Origin of the sequence: Dyella sp. (assembly GCF_036384435.1) — a bacterium.
In the GTDB taxonomy this organism is placed as follows: domain Bacteria; phylum Pseudomonadota; class Gammaproteobacteria; order Xanthomonadales; family Rhodanobacteraceae; genus GSA-30.
Genome location: NZ_DASVMI010000166.1, coordinates 12,528 through 32,059, shown reverse-complemented (window position 1 = coordinate 32,059; position 19,532 = coordinate 12,528). Strand labels below are relative to the sequence as shown.

The 19,532-nt window shown below is 60.6% G+C and carries 18 protein-coding genes; 5 read left to right on the top strand and 13 right to left on the bottom strand.

Annotated elements, in window-relative coordinates; all coding sequences use genetic code 11:
• Positions 1-4: 4 nt before the first annotated feature.
• Both VF436_RS17195 and VF436_RS17190 read right to left on the bottom strand, forming a co-directional pair.
• Positions 5-454: a GNAT family N-acetyltransferase gene (locus tag VF436_RS17195; protein WP_330905260.1), complete on the bottom strand. Its 450-nt coding sequence runs from the start codon at positions 452-454 to the stop codon at positions 5-7.
• Positions 455-609: 155 nt separating this feature from the next.
• A complete protein-coding gene (locus VF436_RS17190; protein ID WP_330905259.1) occupies positions 610-1,554 on the bottom strand; it encodes an AraC family transcriptional regulator in 945 nt (314 codons plus the stop codon).
• 155 nt (positions 1,555-1,709) lie between these two features.
• Here VF436_RS17190 and VF436_RS17185 point away from each other — a divergent pair, with 155 nt between their 5' ends.
• Positions 1,710-2,699 (top strand): aldo/keto reductase, encoded by a 990-nt coding sequence (locus VF436_RS17185; protein ID WP_330905258.1) that lies wholly within the window; start codon positions 1,710-1,712, stop codon positions 2,697-2,699.
• Between the two features lie 27 nt (positions 2,700-2,726).
• A complete protein-coding gene (locus tag VF436_RS17180; protein WP_330905257.1) occupies positions 2,727-3,767 on the top strand; it encodes an aldehyde reductase in 1,041 nt (346 codons plus the stop codon).
• 142 nt (positions 3,768-3,909) lie between these two features.
• On the opposite strand, the gene VF436_RS17175 is transcribed toward VF436_RS17180, so the two are convergent.
• Positions 3,910-4,464 (bottom strand): hypothetical protein, encoded by a 555-nt coding sequence (locus tag VF436_RS17175; protein ID WP_330905256.1) that lies wholly within the window; start codon positions 4,462-4,464, stop codon positions 3,910-3,912.
• Between the two features lie 128 nt (positions 4,465-4,592).
• Here VF436_RS17175 and VF436_RS17170 point away from each other — a divergent pair, with 128 nt between their 5' ends.
• Positions 4,593-5,159, top strand: a complete 567-nt coding sequence (locus VF436_RS17170; RefSeq protein WP_330905255.1) for a TetR/AcrR family transcriptional regulator — start codon at positions 4,593-4,595, stop codon at positions 5,157-5,159.
• 29 nt (positions 5,160-5,188) lie between these two features.
• On the opposite strand, the gene VF436_RS17165 is transcribed toward VF436_RS17170, so the two are convergent.
• Positions 5,189-5,317 (bottom strand): hypothetical protein, encoded by a 129-nt coding sequence (locus VF436_RS17165; RefSeq protein ID WP_330905254.1) that lies wholly within the window; start codon positions 5,315-5,317, stop codon positions 5,189-5,191.
• Positions 5,318-5,627: 310 nt separating this feature from the next.
• Between VF436_RS17165 and VF436_RS17160 the strand changes: the two genes are divergently transcribed.
• The gene (locus VF436_RS17160) at positions 5,628-6,704 is read left to right on the top strand and encodes a DUF748 domain-containing protein (RefSeq protein WP_330905253.1); all 1,077 of its coding nucleotides are present in this window, start codon (positions 5,628-5,630) and stop codon (positions 6,702-6,704) included.
• Between the two features lie 12 nt (positions 6,705-6,716).
• On the opposite strand, the gene VF436_RS17155 is transcribed toward VF436_RS17160, so the two are convergent.
• Complete coding sequence (locus VF436_RS17155) at positions 6,717-7,478, bottom strand: AAA family ATPase (RefSeq protein WP_330905252.1); 762 nt, start codon at positions 7,476-7,478, stop codon at positions 6,717-6,719.
• Between the two features lie 187 nt (positions 7,479-7,665).
• Here VF436_RS17155 and VF436_RS17150 point away from each other — a divergent pair, with 187 nt between their 5' ends.
• On the top strand, positions 7,666-8,571 hold the full coding sequence (locus VF436_RS17150) for an SDR family oxidoreductase (protein ID WP_330905251.1): 906 nt from the start codon (positions 7,666-7,668) through the stop codon (positions 8,569-8,571).
• A gap of 104 nt (positions 8,572-8,675) precedes the next feature.
• Here the strand turns inward: VF436_RS17150 and VF436_RS17145 are convergent, their stop codons facing one another.
• From VF436_RS17145 to VF436_RS17110, 8 genes are all read right to left on the bottom strand, one after another.
• Positions 8,676-9,869 (bottom strand): type III PLP-dependent enzyme, encoded by a 1,194-nt coding sequence (locus VF436_RS17145; protein WP_330905250.1) that lies wholly within the window; start codon positions 9,867-9,869, stop codon positions 8,676-8,678.
• Positions 9,866-11,614: an IucA/IucC family protein gene (locus tag VF436_RS17140; protein WP_330905249.1), complete on the bottom strand. Its 1,749-nt coding sequence runs from the start codon at positions 11,612-11,614 to the stop codon at positions 9,866-9,868. Before VF436_RS17140 ends, VF436_RS17145 begins: the two co-directional genes overlap by 4 nt.
• Positions 11,592-12,770, bottom strand: coding sequence for an MFS transporter (locus VF436_RS17135; RefSeq protein ID WP_330905288.1), 1,179 nt, complete (start codon positions 12,768-12,770; stop codon positions 11,592-11,594). Before VF436_RS17135 ends, VF436_RS17140 begins: the two co-directional genes overlap by 23 nt.
• Complete coding sequence (locus VF436_RS17130) at positions 12,767-14,545, bottom strand: IucA/IucC family protein (RefSeq protein WP_330905248.1); 1,779 nt, start codon at positions 14,543-14,545, stop codon at positions 12,767-12,769. The genes VF436_RS17135 and VF436_RS17130 overlap by 4 nt, the downstream gene beginning before the upstream one ends.
• Complete coding sequence (locus VF436_RS17125; RefSeq protein ID WP_330905287.1) at positions 14,542-15,756, bottom strand: siderophore biosynthesis protein PvsA; 1,215 nt, start codon at positions 15,754-15,756, stop codon at positions 14,542-14,544. The genes VF436_RS17130 and VF436_RS17125 overlap by 4 nt, the downstream gene beginning before the upstream one ends.
• Positions 15,757-15,837: 81 nt before the next feature.
• Positions 15,838-17,886 (bottom strand): TonB-dependent siderophore receptor, encoded by a 2,049-nt coding sequence (locus VF436_RS17120; RefSeq protein ID WP_330905286.1) that lies wholly within the window; start codon positions 17,884-17,886, stop codon positions 15,838-15,840.
• Between the two features lie 70 nt (positions 17,887-17,956).
• A complete protein-coding gene (locus VF436_RS17115; RefSeq protein ID WP_330905247.1) occupies positions 17,957-18,694 on the bottom strand; it encodes an HpcH/HpaI aldolase family protein in 738 nt (245 codons plus the stop codon).
• 334 nt (positions 18,695-19,028) lie between these two features.
• A complete protein-coding gene (locus VF436_RS17110) occupies positions 19,029-19,424 on the bottom strand; it encodes an HNH endonuclease (RefSeq protein WP_330905246.1) in 396 nt (131 codons plus the stop codon).
• Positions 19,425-19,532 lie beyond the last annotated feature (108 nt).

Sequence of the window (19,532 nt, the reverse complement as noted above, 5' to 3'; positions counted from 1 at the left end):
GTGCTCAGGCGCCATTTTTGCCGGCATGTTCGAGCAGAAGGTAGTGACCATCTTCGGCTGTGCCATGACCGATCGCATTGAATCCGCATGCTCGGTAGAACGATAGTGCCGCTTCATTGCGACACAGGCATTTGAGTCGGTAGCTTGTGCCGGGCCAGCCGGGAAGCGCGCGCAGCAAGGTGATTCCGATGCCACGCCGCACATGCGCGGCGTCGACGTAAAGATGGTGGATGAAATGCTCCGGTCCCCATAGCGCGATAAAGCCCACGAGCTTCGTCTCGCCTTCCAGGGTAACCCATACCCGTTCGCCCTTAGTCTGCTTGTCGAAATCGTCACGTTGGAACGTGTGAGCGGCTTGCCAGTGAAAGGTCCGCCGGCGTGCCTCCAGAAACAGCTCACGCAGCGCCGGCAGGTCTCGGCTATGAGCAAGGCGCACCACGACGGTCATGCCCATTTACGCATTCTGGCGCTCCCCACATGGCATATCGAGCTTATGGACAAGTCAATACCATGTTTCAAGCAACAGCCTGCCATGTGGTCTTGATCCATCAGCACTGCCTGTCTCGAGTCGATATGCATCAACGTGGATGTGCAGCCGGTGGCAACCGGTTACAGGTAACCGGCAGCCGATGATGTCGGCTCACGCGCGGCTAGGCGATATGTCTTGGGCGATTGTCCGGTCACGCGCTTGAACGCATGGCTGAAGGCGCTTTCGGAAGTGTAGCCAAGCGACTGCGCGATCACCGACACCGGTGTGTCTTCATCACGCAAGCTGCGGCTGGCCAGGCGCATGCGCCACTCGAGAAGGTATGTCAGCGGTGCGATGCCCGCGCTGGTCCTGAAGTGAAAGGCGAATGTGGTGCGTGACATGGCGCAGGCCTTGGCCAGGTCATCCAGGTGCCAGGAGCGGGCTGGATCGCCATGCATCAGGCGCAGGGCCGGGGCGATGCGTGGATCGCCAAGGGCACGCAGCCAGCCGACTGGCATGGGACCGGATGCTTTCATGTGCGCGCGCAGGATCTGGATAAACAGCAGTTGCGCCAGTTGTGCCGAAGCCAGTTGCGTGCCCAATTGCTGTTCGGCACGTTCTTCCACCAGTTGTTCGAGCAGTGAGCGAAACACGCGTGCATGCGACGACGCCGCGGGGATGTGGATCCAAGGCGGCAGTACATCAGCCAGCAGGCTTCCGCTGGTTGGATCAAGCAAGACATGGCCGCCCACATGCGTAAAGTCTTCGCCGCTTCCCAGCACGGTCATGCTCCTGCCTGCACCTGAGAACAGGCTCATCGCCTCGACCGGCTCAAGGCCCGGTGCGCTGGACAGCACAAACGAGCGAGGTGCCGCCAACAGGCCGACATCGCCGGTTTCGAAGCGGGTCGGCTCGGTCTCGCCGTCGATGTGCACCCAGCAACGCCCTTTCACGATCGCGAAGAATTTGATCTTGTCCGGCGCGGGAAAGCGAATGGACCAGTCGCCACCTGCACTGAAACCTCCGGTGACCAGCGATTGGGCGTGGGTGAATCGAAGGATATCGGAGAAGGGGTCTGCGGCCATGCTCGCACTATCGCGCAAGTAAAACGCACTCTCAAGCATTCATCATTCGATCAAGTCTCCCTACGATGTTCACATTCGGCCAATCATCCGGCCGTTGGCGTTGCCTGCTGCGACCGGTGAAAGAGGGCGATATCACGGCATCTGAGGACATTCTTATGACATTGAGCAAGCGACGCCTGGGCAGCCAGGGACTGGAAGTAGGAGCCATTGGCCTGGGCTGCATGGGCATGAGCCAGTCCTATGGCCCGGCCGATGAGATCGAATCGATTGCAACGCTGCATCGTGCCATCGAACTGGGCTGCGATTTTTTCGATACCGCCGAAAATTATGGCCCTTTCACCAACGAAGCCTTGCTTGGCAGGGCTTTCAGGGACCGCCGCGACAAGGTGGTGATCGCCACCAAGTTCGGATCGCGTTTTGAGGGAGACACGATCGTAGGTATGGATAGCCGGCCTGAAAATATCGTGCGTGTGGTCGATGGTTGCCTGCGTCGCTTGCAGACCGATCACCTGGATCTGCTGTATCAGCATCGACTCGATCGCAGCGTACCGATCGAGGATGTGGCCGGCACAGTGGGCGATCTGGTGGCGCAGGGCAAGGTGCGGTTCTTCGGTCTTTCCGAAGTGGGTATCGACAACATCCGGCGTGCCCACGCGGTACATCCGGTATCGGTGTTACAAAGCGAGTACTCCTTGTGGGAGCGCAATCTGGAACCGCAGATCATTCCAGCGTTGCGCGAGATGGAAATCGGCCTGGTGCCATTCTGTCCTTTGGGGCGCGGTTTTCTCGCGGGCGGTGTCAAACGCGCCGAGGAATATCCGCAAGGAGATACGCGGCGTATCGATCCGCGCTACCAAGGTGTGAATTACGACGCCAATGTACGTGCGGCCAGCATTGTGTTCGACATGGCCCAGGCCAAGAGCGTAAAGCCAGGCCAGATTGCCTTGGCGTGGTTACTGCACAAGGGTGATGACATCGTGCCCATTCCTGGCACCAAGCGTCGTACCTATCTGGAAGAAAATATGGCTGCCGTGACTATCGACCTCAGCGACCACGACATGCAGCAACTCGACGATGCGCTGGTGTCCGGCACGGTCTCCGGCAACCGCTATGCCGACTGGATCATGGCCACGATCGACCGCTGAATGGCCATCAACTTGCAGGAGATTCTCATGAAAGAATCGACCGTCCTTGTCACTGGCGGCACTGGATTTATCGCGCAGCATTGCATGCTTGCCTTGTTGGGGCAGAACTATCATGTGCGCACGACGGTACGCTCGCTGGATCGAGAGCCCGAGGTGCGCAGGCATCTCAAGCAGGGCGGCATCGATGCTGGCGATCGCTTGTCGTTCTTTGTGGCCGACCTGACTGCCGACCGCGGGTGGGCACAGGCTGTGGAAGGCTGCAGCTATGTGTTGCACGGCGCTTCCCCCACGCCTTCGGGCAACTATGCCACCGAGGATGCATGGATCCGGCCTGCCGTGGATGGAAACGTGCGGGTATTGCGTGCCGCTCGCGATGGCGGGGTGTCGCGTGTGGTGCTGACGTCGGCTTTTGGCGCGGTCGGCATGGGCCACCCGCCGCGTGATCGGCCATTCGATGAAACTGATTGGAGCCAACTGGATGGCCGTATCGCGCCTTATCAGAAATCAAAGACGCTTTCCGAGCGGGCCGCCTGGGAGTTCATCGCGCGGGAAGGTCAAGGTCTTGAACTGTCTGCGATCAATCCTGTGGCTGTGCTTGGGCCCGCACTGGGCGCCGACTATTCGCATTCGATTGGCCTGATTCGGCGGTTGATGGACGGGCAGCCAGGATGTCCGAAGATCAATTCCGGTTTCGTCGACGTGCGTGACGTGGCCGATCTGCACTTGCGCGCCATGACAGACCCGGCGGCCAAGAATGAGCGTTTCCTGGCGATAGCCGGTGAAAGCATGTGGATGATCGATGTAGCCAGGGTATTGCGTCAGCGTATGGGCGATGTGGCAAACAAGGTCACGACACGGGTCTTGCCCCATTGGATCGTACGCCTGGCCGCTCTCAAGGACCCGTCGATAAAAGCCATAGTGCCCATGCTCGGCGTACCGATGAATGCCAGCAGCGAAAAAGCGCGACGCCTGCTCGGCTGGTCGCCGCGATCGCGCGAAGATGCGATCGTGGCAACCGCGCAAAGCCTGTTGAAACTCGGCTTGGTCGCCGGCCCAGCCACCTCGTAGGAGCCAATTCATTCGCGATGCTATCTGCAATTCAGTGGCAGATTGGAGATTTTAAAACCGCTGAGTCGTGACGATGTCGAGCCATGCATCACTAATGAATTCGTCCCTAAGCGCGAGCGGGGGCGAATCAGCATCGTGGCGTTCAGTGAGCCACAACCTGCGGTTGCCGGCGAAAGCTCAGCCACAGCGCGGAGAGCAGGAAGTAGAAACCGCCGAATGCGGCATACGGTGCCAGGTCGGAGATGTGCGGCGTTGTGCTGAACGCGCGGAACAGGAATGCCCCGCCGGCAAGCGCGGACTGCGCGCCGCTGATCATCATGAAGACCTGTCCACCCTGCTTGCGTCGACGAATGCCCACAATCAACTGGAACAGGCCCGCCAGCAAGGCCCAGACGCCAAATACACCCACGGCGCCGGCAGGGCCACCCCACACGAAGCCCACGGCCAGAAGCACGCTCATAGCTGCCGAAACACCCAGGTTCATGCGTTGGCCGGGGTTAGCGGAAAGACCGCCGTTGCGTTGCGCATCGAGATAGTTCGCCAAGGCATCCCATGCGGCGTAAATCACCAGCAGCACGGCTCCAATCAGCGGTGAGCTTCGGGTTAACACGACCACGGCGACCCACAAGAAAGCGACGAGCGCACGCAAGCCATAGAAATTACGAAGGACGGTGTTGCCTGGAGAAAGAGTGGACACGGGAGATTCCTCGATTGGGGTAGGAGTTCATCCTACTAGTAGGTAGAATATGCCGTCAATCCCTTCCTTGAATCGAGAGCGCCATGGCTGTATTGATTTTTTACCTACCAAGTGGTAGGCTTTGACGCGTGAATACTGCAGAGAAACTCATCAGCTCGGCCCGAACGCTCATCATCGAGCGTGGGTATCACGGCTTCAGCTACGCTGATGTGGCTGACGTGGTGAATATCCGTAAAGCCAGCATCCACCATCATTTCCCGACGAAGTCGGATCTGGCGCAGGCTGTCGTGGAACAGTCCTTGTCGGTGATTCGTGCGCAGATTGCGACCCTCGCCGCTGGGGCCTTCGATCCAAAGGAGCAGTTAGGCGTCTATGTGGCCTACTGGGAGCGCTGCATCAGTACGTCCACCGACCCATTCTGCGTGGCTGGCATACTCGCTACCGAGCTTCCCAGCCTGCCGCCTGCGCTAGCCGATGTAGTGCGCACGCATTTCGCTGATCTCTCGCAATGGCTCGAAACCGTGCTGACGCAGGGGGCAGCCAAGCAGCAGTTCCTATTGAAGGGATCGGCGCGCCAGGAAGCCGAGTCGTTCCTGACGACGATCTATGGCGCCATGCTGATGGCGCGTGCCTTTGGTAATCCGCGTCTGTTTGCCAACGTAGTCGGTGAGGCGGTTGGTCGCCTGAGCGTGTAGCGCGGATGAAGCCAAGCTGGTCGAGTGTCTTATTTCTTGATCAGAGCCTGTAAGTTACCGACCAGGGAGGGACGTAGTGCCTCCAGTCGCACCGCGAGACCGGCATCGCCCGATAGCACGACGTGGATCAATACATAACCAAGGATCTGCGCAGCCATCGCCACGCACATCGCCGATTGGATGATGGGTCACCACCGAGTAAGTGGTCCATGTTGCATGGTTCCTGCATCGGACATGTCTCCTACGTCATAGACACCGAAATCACCGTAGGTGATCGATAAATCATCACGTCCATGAGCATGACTCGAACATGCCAGGGCGTGTCCTGGGCATCCGCACTCACACGCTATTGACGCGCCAGGGCTTTAGCTGCGGCACTACCCATATGCATGATCGCCCGCCAAGCTGCCTGGATGCAGGGAAAGCCGTGGCGATGCGTGCGCCAACCCACGTATCTGCCGCCACCTCATGAAAAAAAGATACCGCTACAGTCTCATCAGCCTGGCCGTGCTTGTGATCGTCCTGATCGTGGCAAGGCTGCTCCTGGCCAGCGCGGTGTTGCGTTATCTCAATCATCGCTTCGCCGTGATGGGTGATTATCAGGGCCAGATCGCGGATATCGACATCCATCTATGGCGCGGTGCTTACACCTTGCGTGGACTGACGGTAAATCGCATGGTTGATCGCGAGCCCGTGCCATTGTTGAACGCGCCTCGCATCGATATCGCGCTCAGCTGGAATGCATTGCGCCGGGGTGTGGTTCGCACCAAGATCGATTTCTTCAATGCCGAGCTCAACTTCGTCGATAGCCGGGGCAAGGGGGGATCGCAGAACGGCAAAGGCGTGGACTGGCGCGCGGAACTGGAGCATCTGACTCCAGTGCGCATTGATCAATTGACTGTGCATGACAGCACCGTCACTTTCCGCAATTTCGTTTCCGATCCGCCGGTCGATCTGCGCGCCACGCATGTGGAAGCGACAGTAACCAATCTCAGTAACGCCAATGGAGGGTCCGTAGCTACGGCAGATTTGAAATCCGACATCCTGGGCCAAGCGCCTATGACGCTGCATGCCGAGTTCAATCCACTGGAAGCGGAAGGCGATTTCAAATTTGATCTCAAGGTGTTGCATGTTGACCTGACTCGGGCCAACGACTTTGCGCGTGCCTACGCCGGGGTGGATTTTTCCGGTGGTCGCGGCGACTTTGTCATGCAACTGGCCGCCCGCGATAAGGAATTACACGGGTACGCCAAGCCCATCTTCCATGACTTGAAGGTGTTCAGCTGGAAAAAGGACGTCGAGCAGGAGCACAAGAATCCACTGCAAGTTGCCTGGTCGGCCACCGTACAAGGCGTGACGTGGATATTCAAGAATCATGACAAGGATCAGTTTGCCACGTTGGTGCCTATCGAGGGCAGGATCGACCAGCGATCGCTCAGTCGAAGCGAAGCCATCATCAATGTGCTCAAGAACGCCTTCGTCAAGGCTTACGCCCCCAGTTTCGAGCATCTCCCCGAGGACAAGGGAGCTTCGGACAAAAAGTAGCCAGTCTGTTGCCTATTGCTGGTCAAGAAGATGGTGTAGGTGGCGCTCTGGCGCGTTGAGGAAATCTCGCGTCGTGCGGAACACCTGGGTCTCCTTGTAAGGCGTTTCGACCAGCCCTTCATCGCCGATTTCCAGGATCTTGGCATGGGGATAGCTGATCAGGATGGGGGAGTGCGTGGCCACAATGAACTGCGCGCCAGCACCCACCAATTCGTGCATGCGATGGAGCAAGGTCATCTGGCGGGTTGGAGACAGCGCTGCTTCCGGCTCGTCAAGTACGAAAAAACTACCACCGGAAAATCGATTCTTCACCAGGGCCATGAACGATTCGCCATGGGATTGCTCATGCAGTGAGCGATAACCATACGAGTTGATGATTGGAGGAGCTGGAGCGGGCTCCTCGTCGAGTTTTTCGATTTCCGTGGCCACGTTGAAATAGCTTTCCGCACGCAGAAAGTAGCCATCGCGTGCCCGGGCTACGCCGCGCCCCAGGCGCAGGCAACTGGACAGAGCAGAGTGCGAGGCGCGTGTCTGGAAATTGAAGTTGCGCGTACCGCCTTCGGGATTGAAGCCCCAGGCGACGGCGATGGCTTCGAGCAGGGTGGATTTGCCGCTACCGTTTTCACCGACGAAAAAAGTAATGGCCGGATGGAATTGAAGTCGACCCAGATGCTTTACGGCGGGCAGGTGAAACGGATATCGATCGAACGAAGGCACGCGATCGTGTCGCAAGGCGATGTCCAGGAGATAGTGCTTGGCGTCCAGGCTCGACATGGAAATCCTTAGGTGGGTTTATCGCGGCGATGGCTTTTTGCCGGGGTGCAATGACGCATCATGAAACACGCCGTGTTTTCCGGTCTATGCCATCCTGGTAGTTTCTATACCATGATAAAGACACGTCTTTTACAGGATAACTAGGGGCGCGATAAAGCCTCTTCGAAACCACTTCGGAGAGGGTGCAATGCGTGTATTTCTGACCGGTGCGACCGGTTTCATCGGCTCCAGGATCGTGCCGGAACTGCTGGCCGCGGGCCACGAGGTGCTTGGCCTGACCCGTTCGGATGCCGGGGCACGCTCGCTCGAGGCGGCTGGTGCGCAGGCGCATCGCGGTACGTTGGAGGATCTGGACAGCTTGCGTGCTGGCGCGGCCCGGGCCGATGCCGTGATCCATACGGCTTTCGATCATGACTTTGCCCATTTCGTAGCCAACTGCGAAAAAGATAGCCGCGTCATCGATGCCTTGGGTTCCGTGCTCAAAGGCTCCACGCGTCCGCTGATCATTACTTCCGGTACCGGTATGGGCAGCATGCAGCCGGGCCAGATGGCGACCGAAGACGTGTTCAACGCGGACAATCCCAATCCGCGTGCCGCTTCGGAGAAAGCCGGGGCGATATTGCTCGATGCCGGTGTCAATGTGTCGGTGGTACGGCTCCCACAAGTGCATGACCCGGTCAAGCAGGGATTGATCTCTCCCTTCATTGAGGTGTCGCGCACCAAGGGTGTCGTGGCTTATGTGGGCGAGGGCAGCAATCGCTGGCCGGGTGCCCATGTGCTGGATGTGACAAAGGTCTATAAGCTGGCCCTCGACCATGCCAGGGCGGGGGCGCGTTACCACGCGGTAGCCGAAGAGGGTGTTGCCGTTCGCGAGATCGCCCAGGTCGTGGGTGAGGGCTTGCAGTTGCCCGTGGTCTCGATGACAGCCGAGGAAGCTGGCGCGCATTTCGGTTGGCTGGCGCTCTTCGTCGGCATGGACTTGCCAGCCTCCAGCGCGCAGACGCGCAAGCAGTTGGGCTGGGAGCCGACCGGCCCGGGACTGATCGACGATCTCAAGCAGATGGATTACTCAACCACGGCGTCGGCGCACTGATCGGCCATGACCTGACGCAGGCTGTAACCACCCTTCACGGAACGAATCATGCCGGCGTATCTCCCGATGGATGCGCCGGCATGATGATGTGACGTTGCAGGCCGCTACTCCGATCCCAGATACATCATCCTGGGTGGGGCATGCATGAGGAAATTCTGGTGCGAGATGTTCCAGGCATACGCGCCGGCCAGGGGAAACGCCAGGCAATCACCGATGGCCAGCTCATTTACCGGCTGCTGGCGCGCCAGTACATCTTTCGGTGTGCATAGTTGCCCGACCAGGGTGACGTGCGCATTCCGCAACACTGGTTCATTGTCGCCACGAATCACCTGGAACGGATGATCGTGGCCCTGTGCGGGCGGAGTGCGAAAATGATGGGTACCGCCACGAGCCACGGCGAAATGCTCGCCATGACTTCGCTTGATGTCGAGCACTTCCATGACGTACCAGCCACAGGCGACGCTAACAAAGCGTCCGGGCTCAAATCGCAGGACAGGAGCGCCAGGCCTGCGGCCAAGCCGCTCACGCAATCCCTCGCAGAACGAGGTCCAGTCGAACGAGTTCTCAGGCTGGGCATAATCCACGCCAAAGCCACCGCCAGCATTGACCGTGCGTACGGTCAAGCCGTGCTCGTGTTCCCAGCGTTGCGCGATATCCAGGTAGGCGTCCACCAGGCGCAACTGCAACGCGGCATCGTGCTGGTGGGACATCAGGTGGAAATGGAAACCTTCGAATGTGAGTAGCGGGTATTCCCGCAGCAGTGCCACGGCCTGGGCGAGATCGCTTTCGTCCATGCCGAACGGCGTGGGTTTGCCGCCCATGACCAGTCGCGATTCGCCCATGCCCTCCACGGCGATATTCATGCGCAGGAATAGCGTGACCTGGCGTTGCATGTTCTGGCTGATGGCGCCCAGGCGGCGAAGCTCGCCCAGGCTCTCCACGTGGAGGGTGCATCCCGGTTCGGCGATGGCCTCGGCCAGTTCGCTATCGAGTTTTCCGGGGCCGCCCAACAGCAGGGGTTTGCTGGCTTGTTGGCTGCGCAGCCAGCGCAGTTCACCGCCGGATGCCGCCTCGAAGCCGTGTACCCAGGGCGCCAGTGCCTTGAGTATCGGAGCGTCGGCATTGGCTTTGGCCGCGTAATAGATCTCGCAGCCCATCGGAAGGGCCTCGCGCATGTGTCGAGCGTGCGCGGCCAAGGCATCGAGATCGTAGACGTACGCGCAGACGGGCTCGCTCGCTTGGCTGCGCAAGCTGCCGATGGCCGCCTGGATGCGTGGCAGGGATGCGGCGAAATTCATGCCGCAACCTCGGCAAGGGCTGTCATTGCCAGGGGGCTGGGCAGGGCGGTGTAATCGGATTCCCGGTCTGCGCGCTTGAACAGGCGGGTGCGCAGGTTGTTCTTGCTGGGGATGGCCTCGCCATGGATCAATCCGGCCAGCCGTGCCTGTCGGCCATGGCGCGCCTGCCAGCGTACAGCCCGTTGCGCGACTGCCTGCCACATGCGGTCTTCCAGGGCATTGTCATCGCCGCACAGGTGAAAAATCGCTTCGGCGAGATTGTTCACCAGCGCGCAGTAAGCCACGCGCTTCCAGCCCAGATCCGCTGGATACAGTACCGACGCCCGCGCACGTGGCGACAGGCCATCAAGTGATTGGCCGGTCCACGTTTCGGCGACCAGCTTGGTCCCTTCCAGGTCGCGAATCCACACGCGTGCAGGCAGGCCTTGTTCAAAACCGATCACTGTATTTTGCAAGTGCGGTTCAAGAATGATGCCGTGGTGGAAGAATGCACTCCAGTTGCCATCGAGCAGCAAGGCCGCATAGGCCTCGAACCAGCGCAGCGCCGTGGACGTGTAGCGTCCTCCAAGCTGTTCCACCATGCGCCGGCATACGCTCAGGCCGTTTCGATCCGTGGTGAACAGGGCGCCGGCAACCTGTGGCCGAAAACGCGTGCGTTGGGGGCGCGGCAGGTTTTCCCGGTACAGCATGCCGAAACCTTCGGCCAACTCGCGTAGCGCATCGGCGTCGTCGGACAGCATCCCGAAATCGAGCGTGGTGGCTGCCGGCTCCAGCATTACGTCGAATCCCGGTACCTGGCGCTTCACGCTGCGCCAGGTCGGTGCGAGCAGCCCGGTCAGTGCGACGGCGCTTTCCAGTTCGTACCAGGCATTCTTGCGCACGCAGTTGGTCAGGCGCACATGGATGGAAAGCTTGAGGAAGTAATCCAGGTCCGGGTGATACATGGTGCGCACCGATGACGTGGGATAGAGCGCCTCACCCTGCACCCCGAGGGGCGTGATGAGGCCGGCATCGATCGCCTTGTGCATCAATGGCTGCGCCAGCAGTCGTTGTGCTTCCCAAGGGTGGCAAGGATACCGGTTGGTGCCGCCAGCCACGCGCGCTAGCGTGTCACGCACGTCACGCCCCTGTGCTTGCAACAGGCATGGATCGATGGCGAACCAGAACAGCGGCACACTGGCGCGCACCTCGGGCGATGCATCCAGTACGGCATCGATGGCGAGCCCTTCGCGGCTCTTCGGAGTGGGGTGCAGGGCGTGTCCCCAGAGCATGCCCTGTTCGGCGTCGAGCAGGGCATCGCCTGTCTCGGGTGCATCGAGCGAGCGAGCCAGCACGCCGCGCATGATGGCGACGCTGTTCAAGGTCTGGCCAAGCAACTCGGTATTGAAGCCGGTTTCGGGAGCAAGGCGTTCAAGCAGGAAATGCACGGTGACCTGCGCGTCTGCACAACGCCAGGGGCTGCCCGGTGATTTCAGATAAGGCGCCGATACATATTCGCAGCGCCCCAGCCGACTGACCCGGCGCACGCGCACACACAGCGCATGGCCCGGCTCGGCAAACACGATGCGTAGCAACTGCCCCTCGCCATGCCGCATGCCGGGTGGAATATCGTGGCTGCGATCATCGAAGAAGGCTTGCGCGCGGGGCAGGGCAAATTCGCGCAGATAGCAATTGAGCCAGCAGGCGATTGCCTGCGATTCGGCCTGGGCCTGGTGCCACTGATCACGTATCGCTTGCGTGGACATGGAGCTGCCTCTTCTGGGGACGGAAGACGTAAGCGGCCATCGCGATGGCTGCGCCGCTGGCCAAGGCCGCGGCAAGAAACGGTGCGGATAGATTGATGCGCGAGACCAGCAGACCAGCGGCAAGGCCGCCGCCAGCGCCGGCCCATTTGCCACAGGCATCAAACAGGCCGAAGACGTGGCCCGCACGATGGCTGCCGGCACGCGCACCTAGTGCGCGGTTGATGCCGCCGATGGCCAGCAGCATGCCGGCGCCATAGATGCATCGCGACAGCACAAGCCCCCACGGAGCGCGCATCCAGGCTTGCGCGAGGCAGGCGATGGTAAACATGATCAGGCCGATCAGCAGGGGGCGTTGCGGGCCCAACGTCGAGCCGCGCCACCAAGGCAGCGCCACCAGGTAAACCAGATGAGGCAGGCTGTAGAGCAGGCCGGCAACGCTGTCGTTGGCGATACCCAGATGCTGGCTGTATGGCACGAAGTAGGGAAACGTAACGACCATCGCGAAGCAGAACAGGAACTGCACGCCGAGAAGGCCGGCCCAATCCTGCCAGGCTTGACTCCATGAAATGGATCGAGCCGCGCAATGGCCAGGCTGGTTTATCCGGTCTTTGGGCAAACCCAGTGTCACCAGGAACGCAAGCAACGGCATCATCGCCAAGTAACGGTATAGCTCCTGTGCCGAGCCCCAGCCGATCGCCGCACCAAGCAACGCTGGCGCGGTGACCATCGCCAGACGAGCGGAGAACTGGGTCCAGTCCAGGGCCCGTGATAGCGCGCCAGGTGCCTGATTACCGAACTGTGTGGCGAGATAAGCGTTTGCGGCCGCCAAGGAACCACCACAGCTTCCCTGGATCAACAACGCAACAACGAACCAGCCCAGGTTGGGAGCAAAGCCGGCGAGTGCGAAACCCAGCACCAGTCCCAACTGCGCACGCAGTAGCGAAAGCCGGCGGCCATAGCGATCGGCCAGGCGCCCCCACGTGGGGGCCGTTAGTGCAGTGCATATCGTCGGCAGCACATAGAGCACTCCGGTAAGCCACGCAGGTGCGCCGGGTGCCAGTTCGGCAAGCACCCGGGGCATGAACACCGGCATGCCCAGCGCAGTGAAAGCCGCAAGGTAATGCGCGGCCAGGACGGGCCCAAGGATACGCATCAGCCGTTCTCGCCTCGCAAGATACGATTGCGCATGAAGTTGGGCCCGGTGTCGCCGTAGAACTTGTTGATGTCGCTTGCGCCGGTCGCCTGCTTGCTGAGCAGGCTGCCGGCGCTGAGCAGGTATTTCACCGGAAGGTTTTCAGCGTCGAGCAGGCGATGTGCCGGACTCGTATCCACGCCATCGGCGTCGAGCCGGGCCAGGCTTTCTTCCATGGTGCCGGTTAGCACCGCATAGAACGGTTGTCGCCACGAAGGTGCATGAGCGGCGACACCTTCAAGCACGGCCAGCAGGCACAATTGCAGGGTGATGGTACAGAACATGCGGGCCAGCGCATCGTCGCCTGCTACCTGGATGCGTTCGTCGTGTGGCAAGCCAAGATCGCGTAACAGCGGATGACGGGTATGCAGGCGGTCCATCCAGACACGCGCGGCGTCGTTGTCCTTCATCAACAAGGTCGGTGCGCCATGAGCGCGGTATCGCAACACCGCGTTTTGCTGGTTGGATTCCAGAGCGATGCCATGGACCAGCCACAGGCGCAGGTGAACATCGCAAAGCAGCGCGACGTAGCTGCGCCACCAATCGAGCACGTCGCCTGCGTGGAAGCGATCGGCCAGATGCAGGGCCAAGGGCCTGCCGTCGGGCATCGAGGCACAAAGCGCAGCAACGGGAAGCAGCGTATCGTCGGCCGACAAGGCGGGATAGCCGCGAACGATATACGCCAGATGTCGTGCCTGGGCGACATGGCCGCCATGCGATTCATCCACGTGGACGTAGCGTCCGTGCAATGATTGGTCCGTGCGTTCGATGTGGCGAAGTACCTGCTCGAACCAGTGCCCGTCGTACAAGGTGGAAGGCTTGATCAGGCGAAGGTTCAAGGCACCCAGCGTGCGCATCAACAAGGGCAGCTTGATGTGTGTGCGCGGATGTTCCAGTGGCGCCACCGTGCGCACCGATAGCGTGGGACGCACCATCAGCCATGCCATGGGAGCGCGTACGCTGTCTTGCGGACATTCGAAGTTGTCCAGCCGTTCCCAGGTCAATGGGTGCACGGGTAGCAACTGGTGCGAGGATTCAAGCGCATGGGGCAGGCCAACCTGGACCATCGATGGCCAGAACGCCGGTTGCCTCGTGGTCAAGGTCAGGCTTGCACGAGGCACTGCCAGCCAGCGCAAGGCAAACGTCGGCGCGAACTCGGGAGCATAGTCACGCAGGTCGCTCTCGGCGAAACCGGACTTGGCGCGTGCGGTAGGGTAGTACGGATGATCAAGGTAGCTGGCCAGCTGATCGCAGCGCAAGGCGCGTTCGAATGGATCGGCCTGATCAAACAGACACTCCAGCGATGCGCTGTTGATTGCGTAGCCCTCGCGAGCCAGATTGCGATGCACGATCGCGCATTCGGCTTCGTCGGCGTACTGGTGGTGAAGCGTAACGGTATCTTCGTCCTGGCCCCTGGCAAGCCGGTGCAACCAGGAGCGTACACCTTCCTCGTAATGCATGCCCTCATCGTCGCGTACCAGCCACGCGTGGCTGGCTGCACCGACCGACTGCATGTAGTCTCGCTGCTCGGCGGGAAGCCACAGCGTGCCGCCTGGCAGGCGGGTACGCCACCAGCGTGATGGAAGCGGATGAGGCCAGGCATCGAGTCCTGCCTTATCGGGCTCTGCCCATGCACCGGCATCGATCAATCCGTGCAGGTTTTCGCGTAGGCAGCAGTCGATGATGCGCCGGGTGATATAGGCCTCGTCGGCGCGCGTGACCTGGGGGCGAAGATTCATGCGCCAGCCCCGTTCGCCCACTCCCAGCGCAGGCCCGATTGCAGGCGATCCAGGCCTTCGAACAACGCGTGCTCGTCGTCGGCGACGATGTTGAGCATGCCCAGGTAGTCCTTGTTCGAGAAGGACAGCTTTATCTCATCACCTGGGTGCCGAAGCGCGCGATAGTCGGCGGACCAGCGCGTGTCGATGTCTGATTGACTTCCGCTTGCCGTCGCCAACCGGCCTTCTTCACGAGCCACCATGTAGCGAACCATCGCATGCGGTCGCAGTGCATCGGGCAGGTCCAAAGGCCGGCCCAGGTGCGGAGCGAGGATGGTTTCGAACCAGCGGCCGCCATGCATGCGGTCGAGCATGAATTCGCGTCCGTCACCGATGCTGCGATAGTTGATTTCAACCAGGACGGGGCCATGGGCCGTAAGGATGAATTCGCTGTGGCAGATGCCGAGGCCTATGCCGAACGCGCGTATCTGCGCCAGCGCCTCGATGCGTCCCTGGATGACGGCGGAACCGTTCCAGCGCGCTTCCAGTTCGATGAAATGTGGCGGATCGCAGAGCGTGACGTCGAAACCGCCGATAGCCTGGACGTGTTCGCCATCGCCGATCGTTTCGAGCGTGAACAACGGGCCATCAAGAAACGCCTCCAACAGTACGGCTCGTCCCGGGTGCCGTTGCCAGAAACCAGAAAGATGGTCTTCCAGCGCGATTTGATCCATGCAGAGGCTGACATCCATGCTCGCCACGCCTTCGCGCGGTTTGGCAACCACGGGCCAGGGGATGTCCGCAGGCAGATCGTCGCCCGTGGCCAGGCTGTGGAACCAGGGCGTAGGCAAACCGCGTTCACGCATGCGCTCGCGCATGACGGCCTTGTTCTTGGCGGCATAGCAGACATGCCAATCCTTGCCTGGCAGGCCGAACGCTTCGGCCACCAGTGCAGTGGATGTCTGCAAATGATCGCTGTTGGAAAATACCCCGGCAGGCCTGATACCGGCACTGCGTACGGCGTCGATCACGGCCAGTGGATTGAATACGTCGCACTCGATGACTTGCCGCGGCGCGTCGTCCGGATGCGCGTCGAAATATTTCAGGTGATCGAAGCGATGATCGGTAAGGATCACGGTGGGCAGGCCCAGGCGGTGGGCTGCCGGGAGAAAGCCGTCGGTGACGGCGGGATGACACACGTGGGTGAGGATGACCAGCGGGGAAGTATCCATGACCAGTTTCACCTTGTGAGGGGGATTCACGTTGTGCTCCGTGCCGCGCGCCGGGGACGCGCGCGGCACGGAGGCCGGGCATCAGAACGTCAGTTCGACACCTGCCGAGAAAGTGCGTCCCGGCGCCGGTTCGCGGCCCCATGGACTGGTATCGATGCCGCGGAAGTAATAGCGATGGTCAAACAGGTTGTTGACCGCCAGCGAGCCTTTGAGCGTGCTGCCGTTGACGTGCATGAACGTGTGGGTGACCTGTGCATTCCAGACCGTGTACGAAGGCAGCGGGCCGACCGAGGCGATGGCGTTTTCCACCGGCGTATTGGCCGCATCGGTGAAGGCCTTGCTGAAGTAGTAACCGTTGGCGACGAAGGTGGTCTGGCCCAACTCGTAGGAAGCGGAGAGGTTGTACTGGTTGCGCGAGGTATAGGGCACGCGCAGCCCTTCGTATTGCCCTGATTCCTGGGTGGCGTCCAGGTAGGCATAGCCGGCATCGAGCTTCAGTCCAGCCAGCGGGCTCCATTCGAATTGCGCTTCCACACCCTGGTGGCGCGTTTTACCCAGATTACCGTAGGTGCGCGTGGTGTTGTCCAGGGCGATCTGGTTGTCGAAGTCGATGCGATACGCATCGATGTTCAGGCTGGTTCCTTCACTTGGCAGGAAGCGGAAGCCGGCTTCGTAGTTCCAGGCCAGCTCCGAATCGAGGTTGTCGCCAAAGACGATCTGCGTCACCTGCGGCGCACGTAGCGAGCGCTGCGCGTCGGCATAGATATACCATTGGGGAGTCAGCTTGTAACCGATGGTCAGGCCCGGCAGGCCGTTGCGAATATTGTTCTGCGTGGTCTTGCCGCTGACCAGGTCGTGATAGCTGGAGTCCAGGTGTTCGTAGCGTACGCCTGGTGTAATGGTAAGGCGATTGTCGAACAGGCCGATGGCGTCGCTGACATAAGCGGCGTAGGCGCGGTCCTTGAACTTCCAGTCGCGCACGAGGGTATACAGGCCGTTATCCAGGCCGGTGTTGCCGACCAGGAAGTCGATGTCCTCGCGCTCGGCACGCATGCCGAGCATCCATTGCTGCGACACGGTGCCGTTATCGATGTGCAGGGACAGCTTCGGTTCCGTGCCGTAGACACTGAAGCCACGCGGAGCGCTCTGCAGCAGTTGGGGTGGCAGGTCCGAGCGCCAGGTTTCGGTCGAGGCACGGCGCATGCCGACGATGAAGTTGCGCGAGCTCTCCGAGCCGAAGCTGGTCCAGTCGAACTGGGACCGATCGAACGGGCCCCAGGCTCCCAGGTCCTGCTGATAGGTGAGCGCGCTGCGTGTGCTGCGACCGGTAAATTGATCGAGCGGACGCGTGGCCTGGCGTGGGTCGACCTGATAGTCGTGTACGGACAAGGCGCCGGCCAGGTCCATGTTTGCCACGTAGCGGCCGATTTGAGCCTTCAGTACCTTGTCTTCGGAGAGCCACCATTCGGTGCGCAGGCGCACGTTCTTCACGTCGGTGTCGCTGTGGTCGCGCCAGTACTGGCCCTTGAGCCAATCGGCATCCAGTTGCATGCCGAAATTGGCGGTGAGATAGCCGCCGGTGCTGACCGTGGTGTCCTTGAGGAATTTGCCGGCACCGCCAGCCGTGATCTTTTCACCCAGTGTGGTGGTCCAGATGTCGGGGATGGGCTTGCTGACCAGATTGATCACGCCGCCGACGTTGTTCGGTCCGTATTGCACTGCCGCGCCGCCGCGCACGATGTCGATGCGGTCGATCTGGTTCATGGTGACAGGGAAAAGCGAGAGGCTGGTCTGTCCATAAGGCGCCAGCGACATGGGAATGCCATCTTCAAGCACCTGCACGCGACCTGAGCGGCTTTCGTATAGGCCGCGCAGCATGATCTGTGGCAGTACGCCGGTGCCGGTTTCGTCAAAAATCTTGATGCCCGGTACATGCTGGAGTGCATCATCGATGGATCGATAGGCGCTTGTATCAAGGTCCTTGCGCGAGATGACCTGCCGGCTACCGGCATAGGTGCGCACGTCTCCGGTTTTCGAAGCGCCCAGCACATTGCCCTGCACAGTGATCGCCTGCAGGTCATGCGGGTTCTTCTGGTCGGCATCCTCGGCATGGAGGCTGGCAGTGAGCAACGCGCAGCCGATGGCAAGGCTCAACAAAAGGGGACGGGGTGTCGCACGCACGGATGGATCCTTCAGGCAGTCAAGGTTGCAACGAAATCTGTAATTCGCGTCGGCGTTCACGCAGCGCGGCAAGCAAAAGCCCACGATCCTCACCGGCAAGCAGCCAGCGTGGATCGCGCCCCAGCCAGTAGGTGCGTTGCTCGGGTGTACGAGGATTGGCACAGAACGGGATGCCGACGCTGTCGCAGAGCGCGGCCATCTCGAGCAGGGCATCCCACACCCGCGAGTGCAGCGGTTGCGGTCCCAGGTTCAGGTCGAGCGCGAGATCGAGCGCGCCTTCCAGGATCAGGCTGAGACCCGGCACCGCCAGGATCTGCGGCAGGGCCTCCAGGCCGGCACGGCTTTCAATCATTGCAACGACGCGAATGGAGTCACGCGATTGAGCGATGTAGTCGGTGAGTGGCACGCGGCCGAAACCGGTGACTCGGCCACCCGTGATGCCACGTTTGCCGAACGGCGGAAAGTGTGCCGCTGCAACCGCGCGGCGCACCGTGTCGGCGCTTTCCACCTGTGGCAGCACGACGCCTCGCGCTCCAGCATCCAGTACCCGGCCGATCAGTTTCGCATCGGCTTCCGGAACGCGGACCCATGCTTCGCAGCCGCCCAGCTCACATGCACGGATGCAGTGCTGAAGGTCGGACGGTGATACCAGCACATGCTCCAGATCCAGTATGACGAACTGGTAGCCGGCAGCACCGATCATCTCGCAGAGCAGGGGCGAGGGTACTGAGTTCAGTAGCCCGACTTGGCAGGACATCGTGTGCGATCGACAGACAAGGAGCGCACATCATATAAAAATGAGAATCAATCGCAATAGCCTGTTGACTGACGATGTGCAGCGATTGGCATTTTTTTATTTAAATCATCCACTAATCAATCAAGTGGCGGGGCGGTCTCCGTAATCAACCTGCAAAGTCACCGGTTACAAGACATGACATTTGATGCCTCATGGGTCACCGCAAGCATCAAGCGCTGGCCAGAGCTCGCCTGCCTCGTTGCCGGAGAGTTCGAGACCATGAGAGCGACCTTTTGCCACGCTTGGACGCCACGGTTTTGTGGCACCACTCTCTGGTCAGGAGCAAAAAAGCGGATCAAGAAGTCTCGCCGTCGTCATCGCCATCGGTGGTCTTGTGCTCGCTGGCGCTCCAGCCTGCGATGCCTCCGTAATGCCAGAACGCGCCGTGCACATTCATGTCGATGAGTTCCATGTGACCAAACTTGGCCTTGTGATGCCAGGTCAGGCTATTTGTACGAGAAGGATTGCCATTGGACTGATCACCATGTCGGAAATGCAGTGCGCGACTACCACTTGCAATGTCGGAGGCGCTTAGTGCATCGACGCCGGACTTGCTACCTGACAGGTCATGATCACCCACCGCAACATGCAGATTCCCTGGGTTCTGGGCATCGGCGTGTTCCGAGGGAATGGTGAGCCCCGATGGCACGCTGTTCGCGCCGACGAACGTATCGATGTTGTCGCCTTTCATGGGAAACCGGAAGATTCCCTTGCTGCCATTCTTGGGCTTGATGATCTTGGTGGCGGTCCAGCCTGCTTCCTTGGGTTTGAGTTCGGCAAGCGCAGCGTCTTTTTCATC

What these genes read in the sequence shown, in the direction of transcription:
- VF436_RS17160 (WP_330905253.1), top strand. Translation starts at nt 5,628, where the DNA reads ATGAAAAAAAGATACCGCTACAGTCTCATCAGCCTGGCCGTGCTTGTG.
- VF436_RS17125 (WP_330905287.1), bottom strand. Translation starts at nt 15,756, where the DNA reads ATGGATACTTCCCCGCTGGTCATCCTCACCCACGTGTGTCATCCCGCC.
- VF436_RS17140 (WP_330905249.1), bottom strand. Translation starts at nt 11,614, where the DNA reads ATGTCCACGCAAGCGATACGTGATCAGTGGCACCAGGCCCAGGCCGAA.
- VF436_RS17110 (WP_330905246.1), bottom strand. Translation starts at nt 19,424, where the DNA reads ATGAAAGGCGACAACATCGATACGTTCGTCGGCGCGAACAGCGTGCCA.
- VF436_RS17195 (WP_330905260.1), bottom strand. Translation starts at nt 454, where the DNA reads ATGGGCATGACCGTCGTGGTGCGCCTTGCTCATAGCCGAGACCTGCCG.
- VF436_RS17150 (WP_330905251.1), top strand. Translation starts at nt 7,666, where the DNA reads ATGCGTGTATTTCTGACCGGTGCGACCGGTTTCATCGGCTCCAGGATC.
- VF436_RS17155 (WP_330905252.1), bottom strand. Translation starts at nt 7,478, where the DNA reads ATGTCGAGCCTGGACGCCAAGCACTATCTCCTGGACATCGCCTTGCGA.
- VF436_RS17130 (WP_330905248.1), bottom strand. Translation starts at nt 14,545, where the DNA reads ATGAATCTTCGCCCCCAGGTCACGCGCGCCGACGAGGCCTATATCACC.
- VF436_RS17180 (WP_330905257.1), top strand. Translation starts at nt 2,727, where the DNA reads ATGAAAGAATCGACCGTCCTTGTCACTGGCGGCACTGGATTTATCGCG.
- VF436_RS17145 (WP_330905250.1), bottom strand. Translation starts at nt 9,869, where the DNA reads ATGAATTTCGCCGCATCCCTGCCACGCATCCAGGCGGCCATCGGCAGC.
- VF436_RS17165 (WP_330905254.1), bottom strand. Translation starts at nt 5,317, where the DNA reads ATGGCTGCGCAGATCCTTGGTTATGTATTGATCCACGTCGTGCTATCG.
- VF436_RS17115 (WP_330905247.1), bottom strand. Translation starts at nt 18,694, where the DNA reads ATGTCCTGCCAAGTCGGGCTACTGAACTCAGTACCCTCGCCCCTGCTC.
- VF436_RS17190 (WP_330905259.1), bottom strand. Translation starts at nt 1,554, where the DNA reads ATGGCCGCAGACCCCTTCTCCGATATCCTTCGATTCACCCACGCCCAA.
- VF436_RS17185 (WP_330905258.1), top strand. Translation starts at nt 1,710, where the DNA reads ATGACATTGAGCAAGCGACGCCTGGGCAGCCAGGGACTGGAAGTAGGA.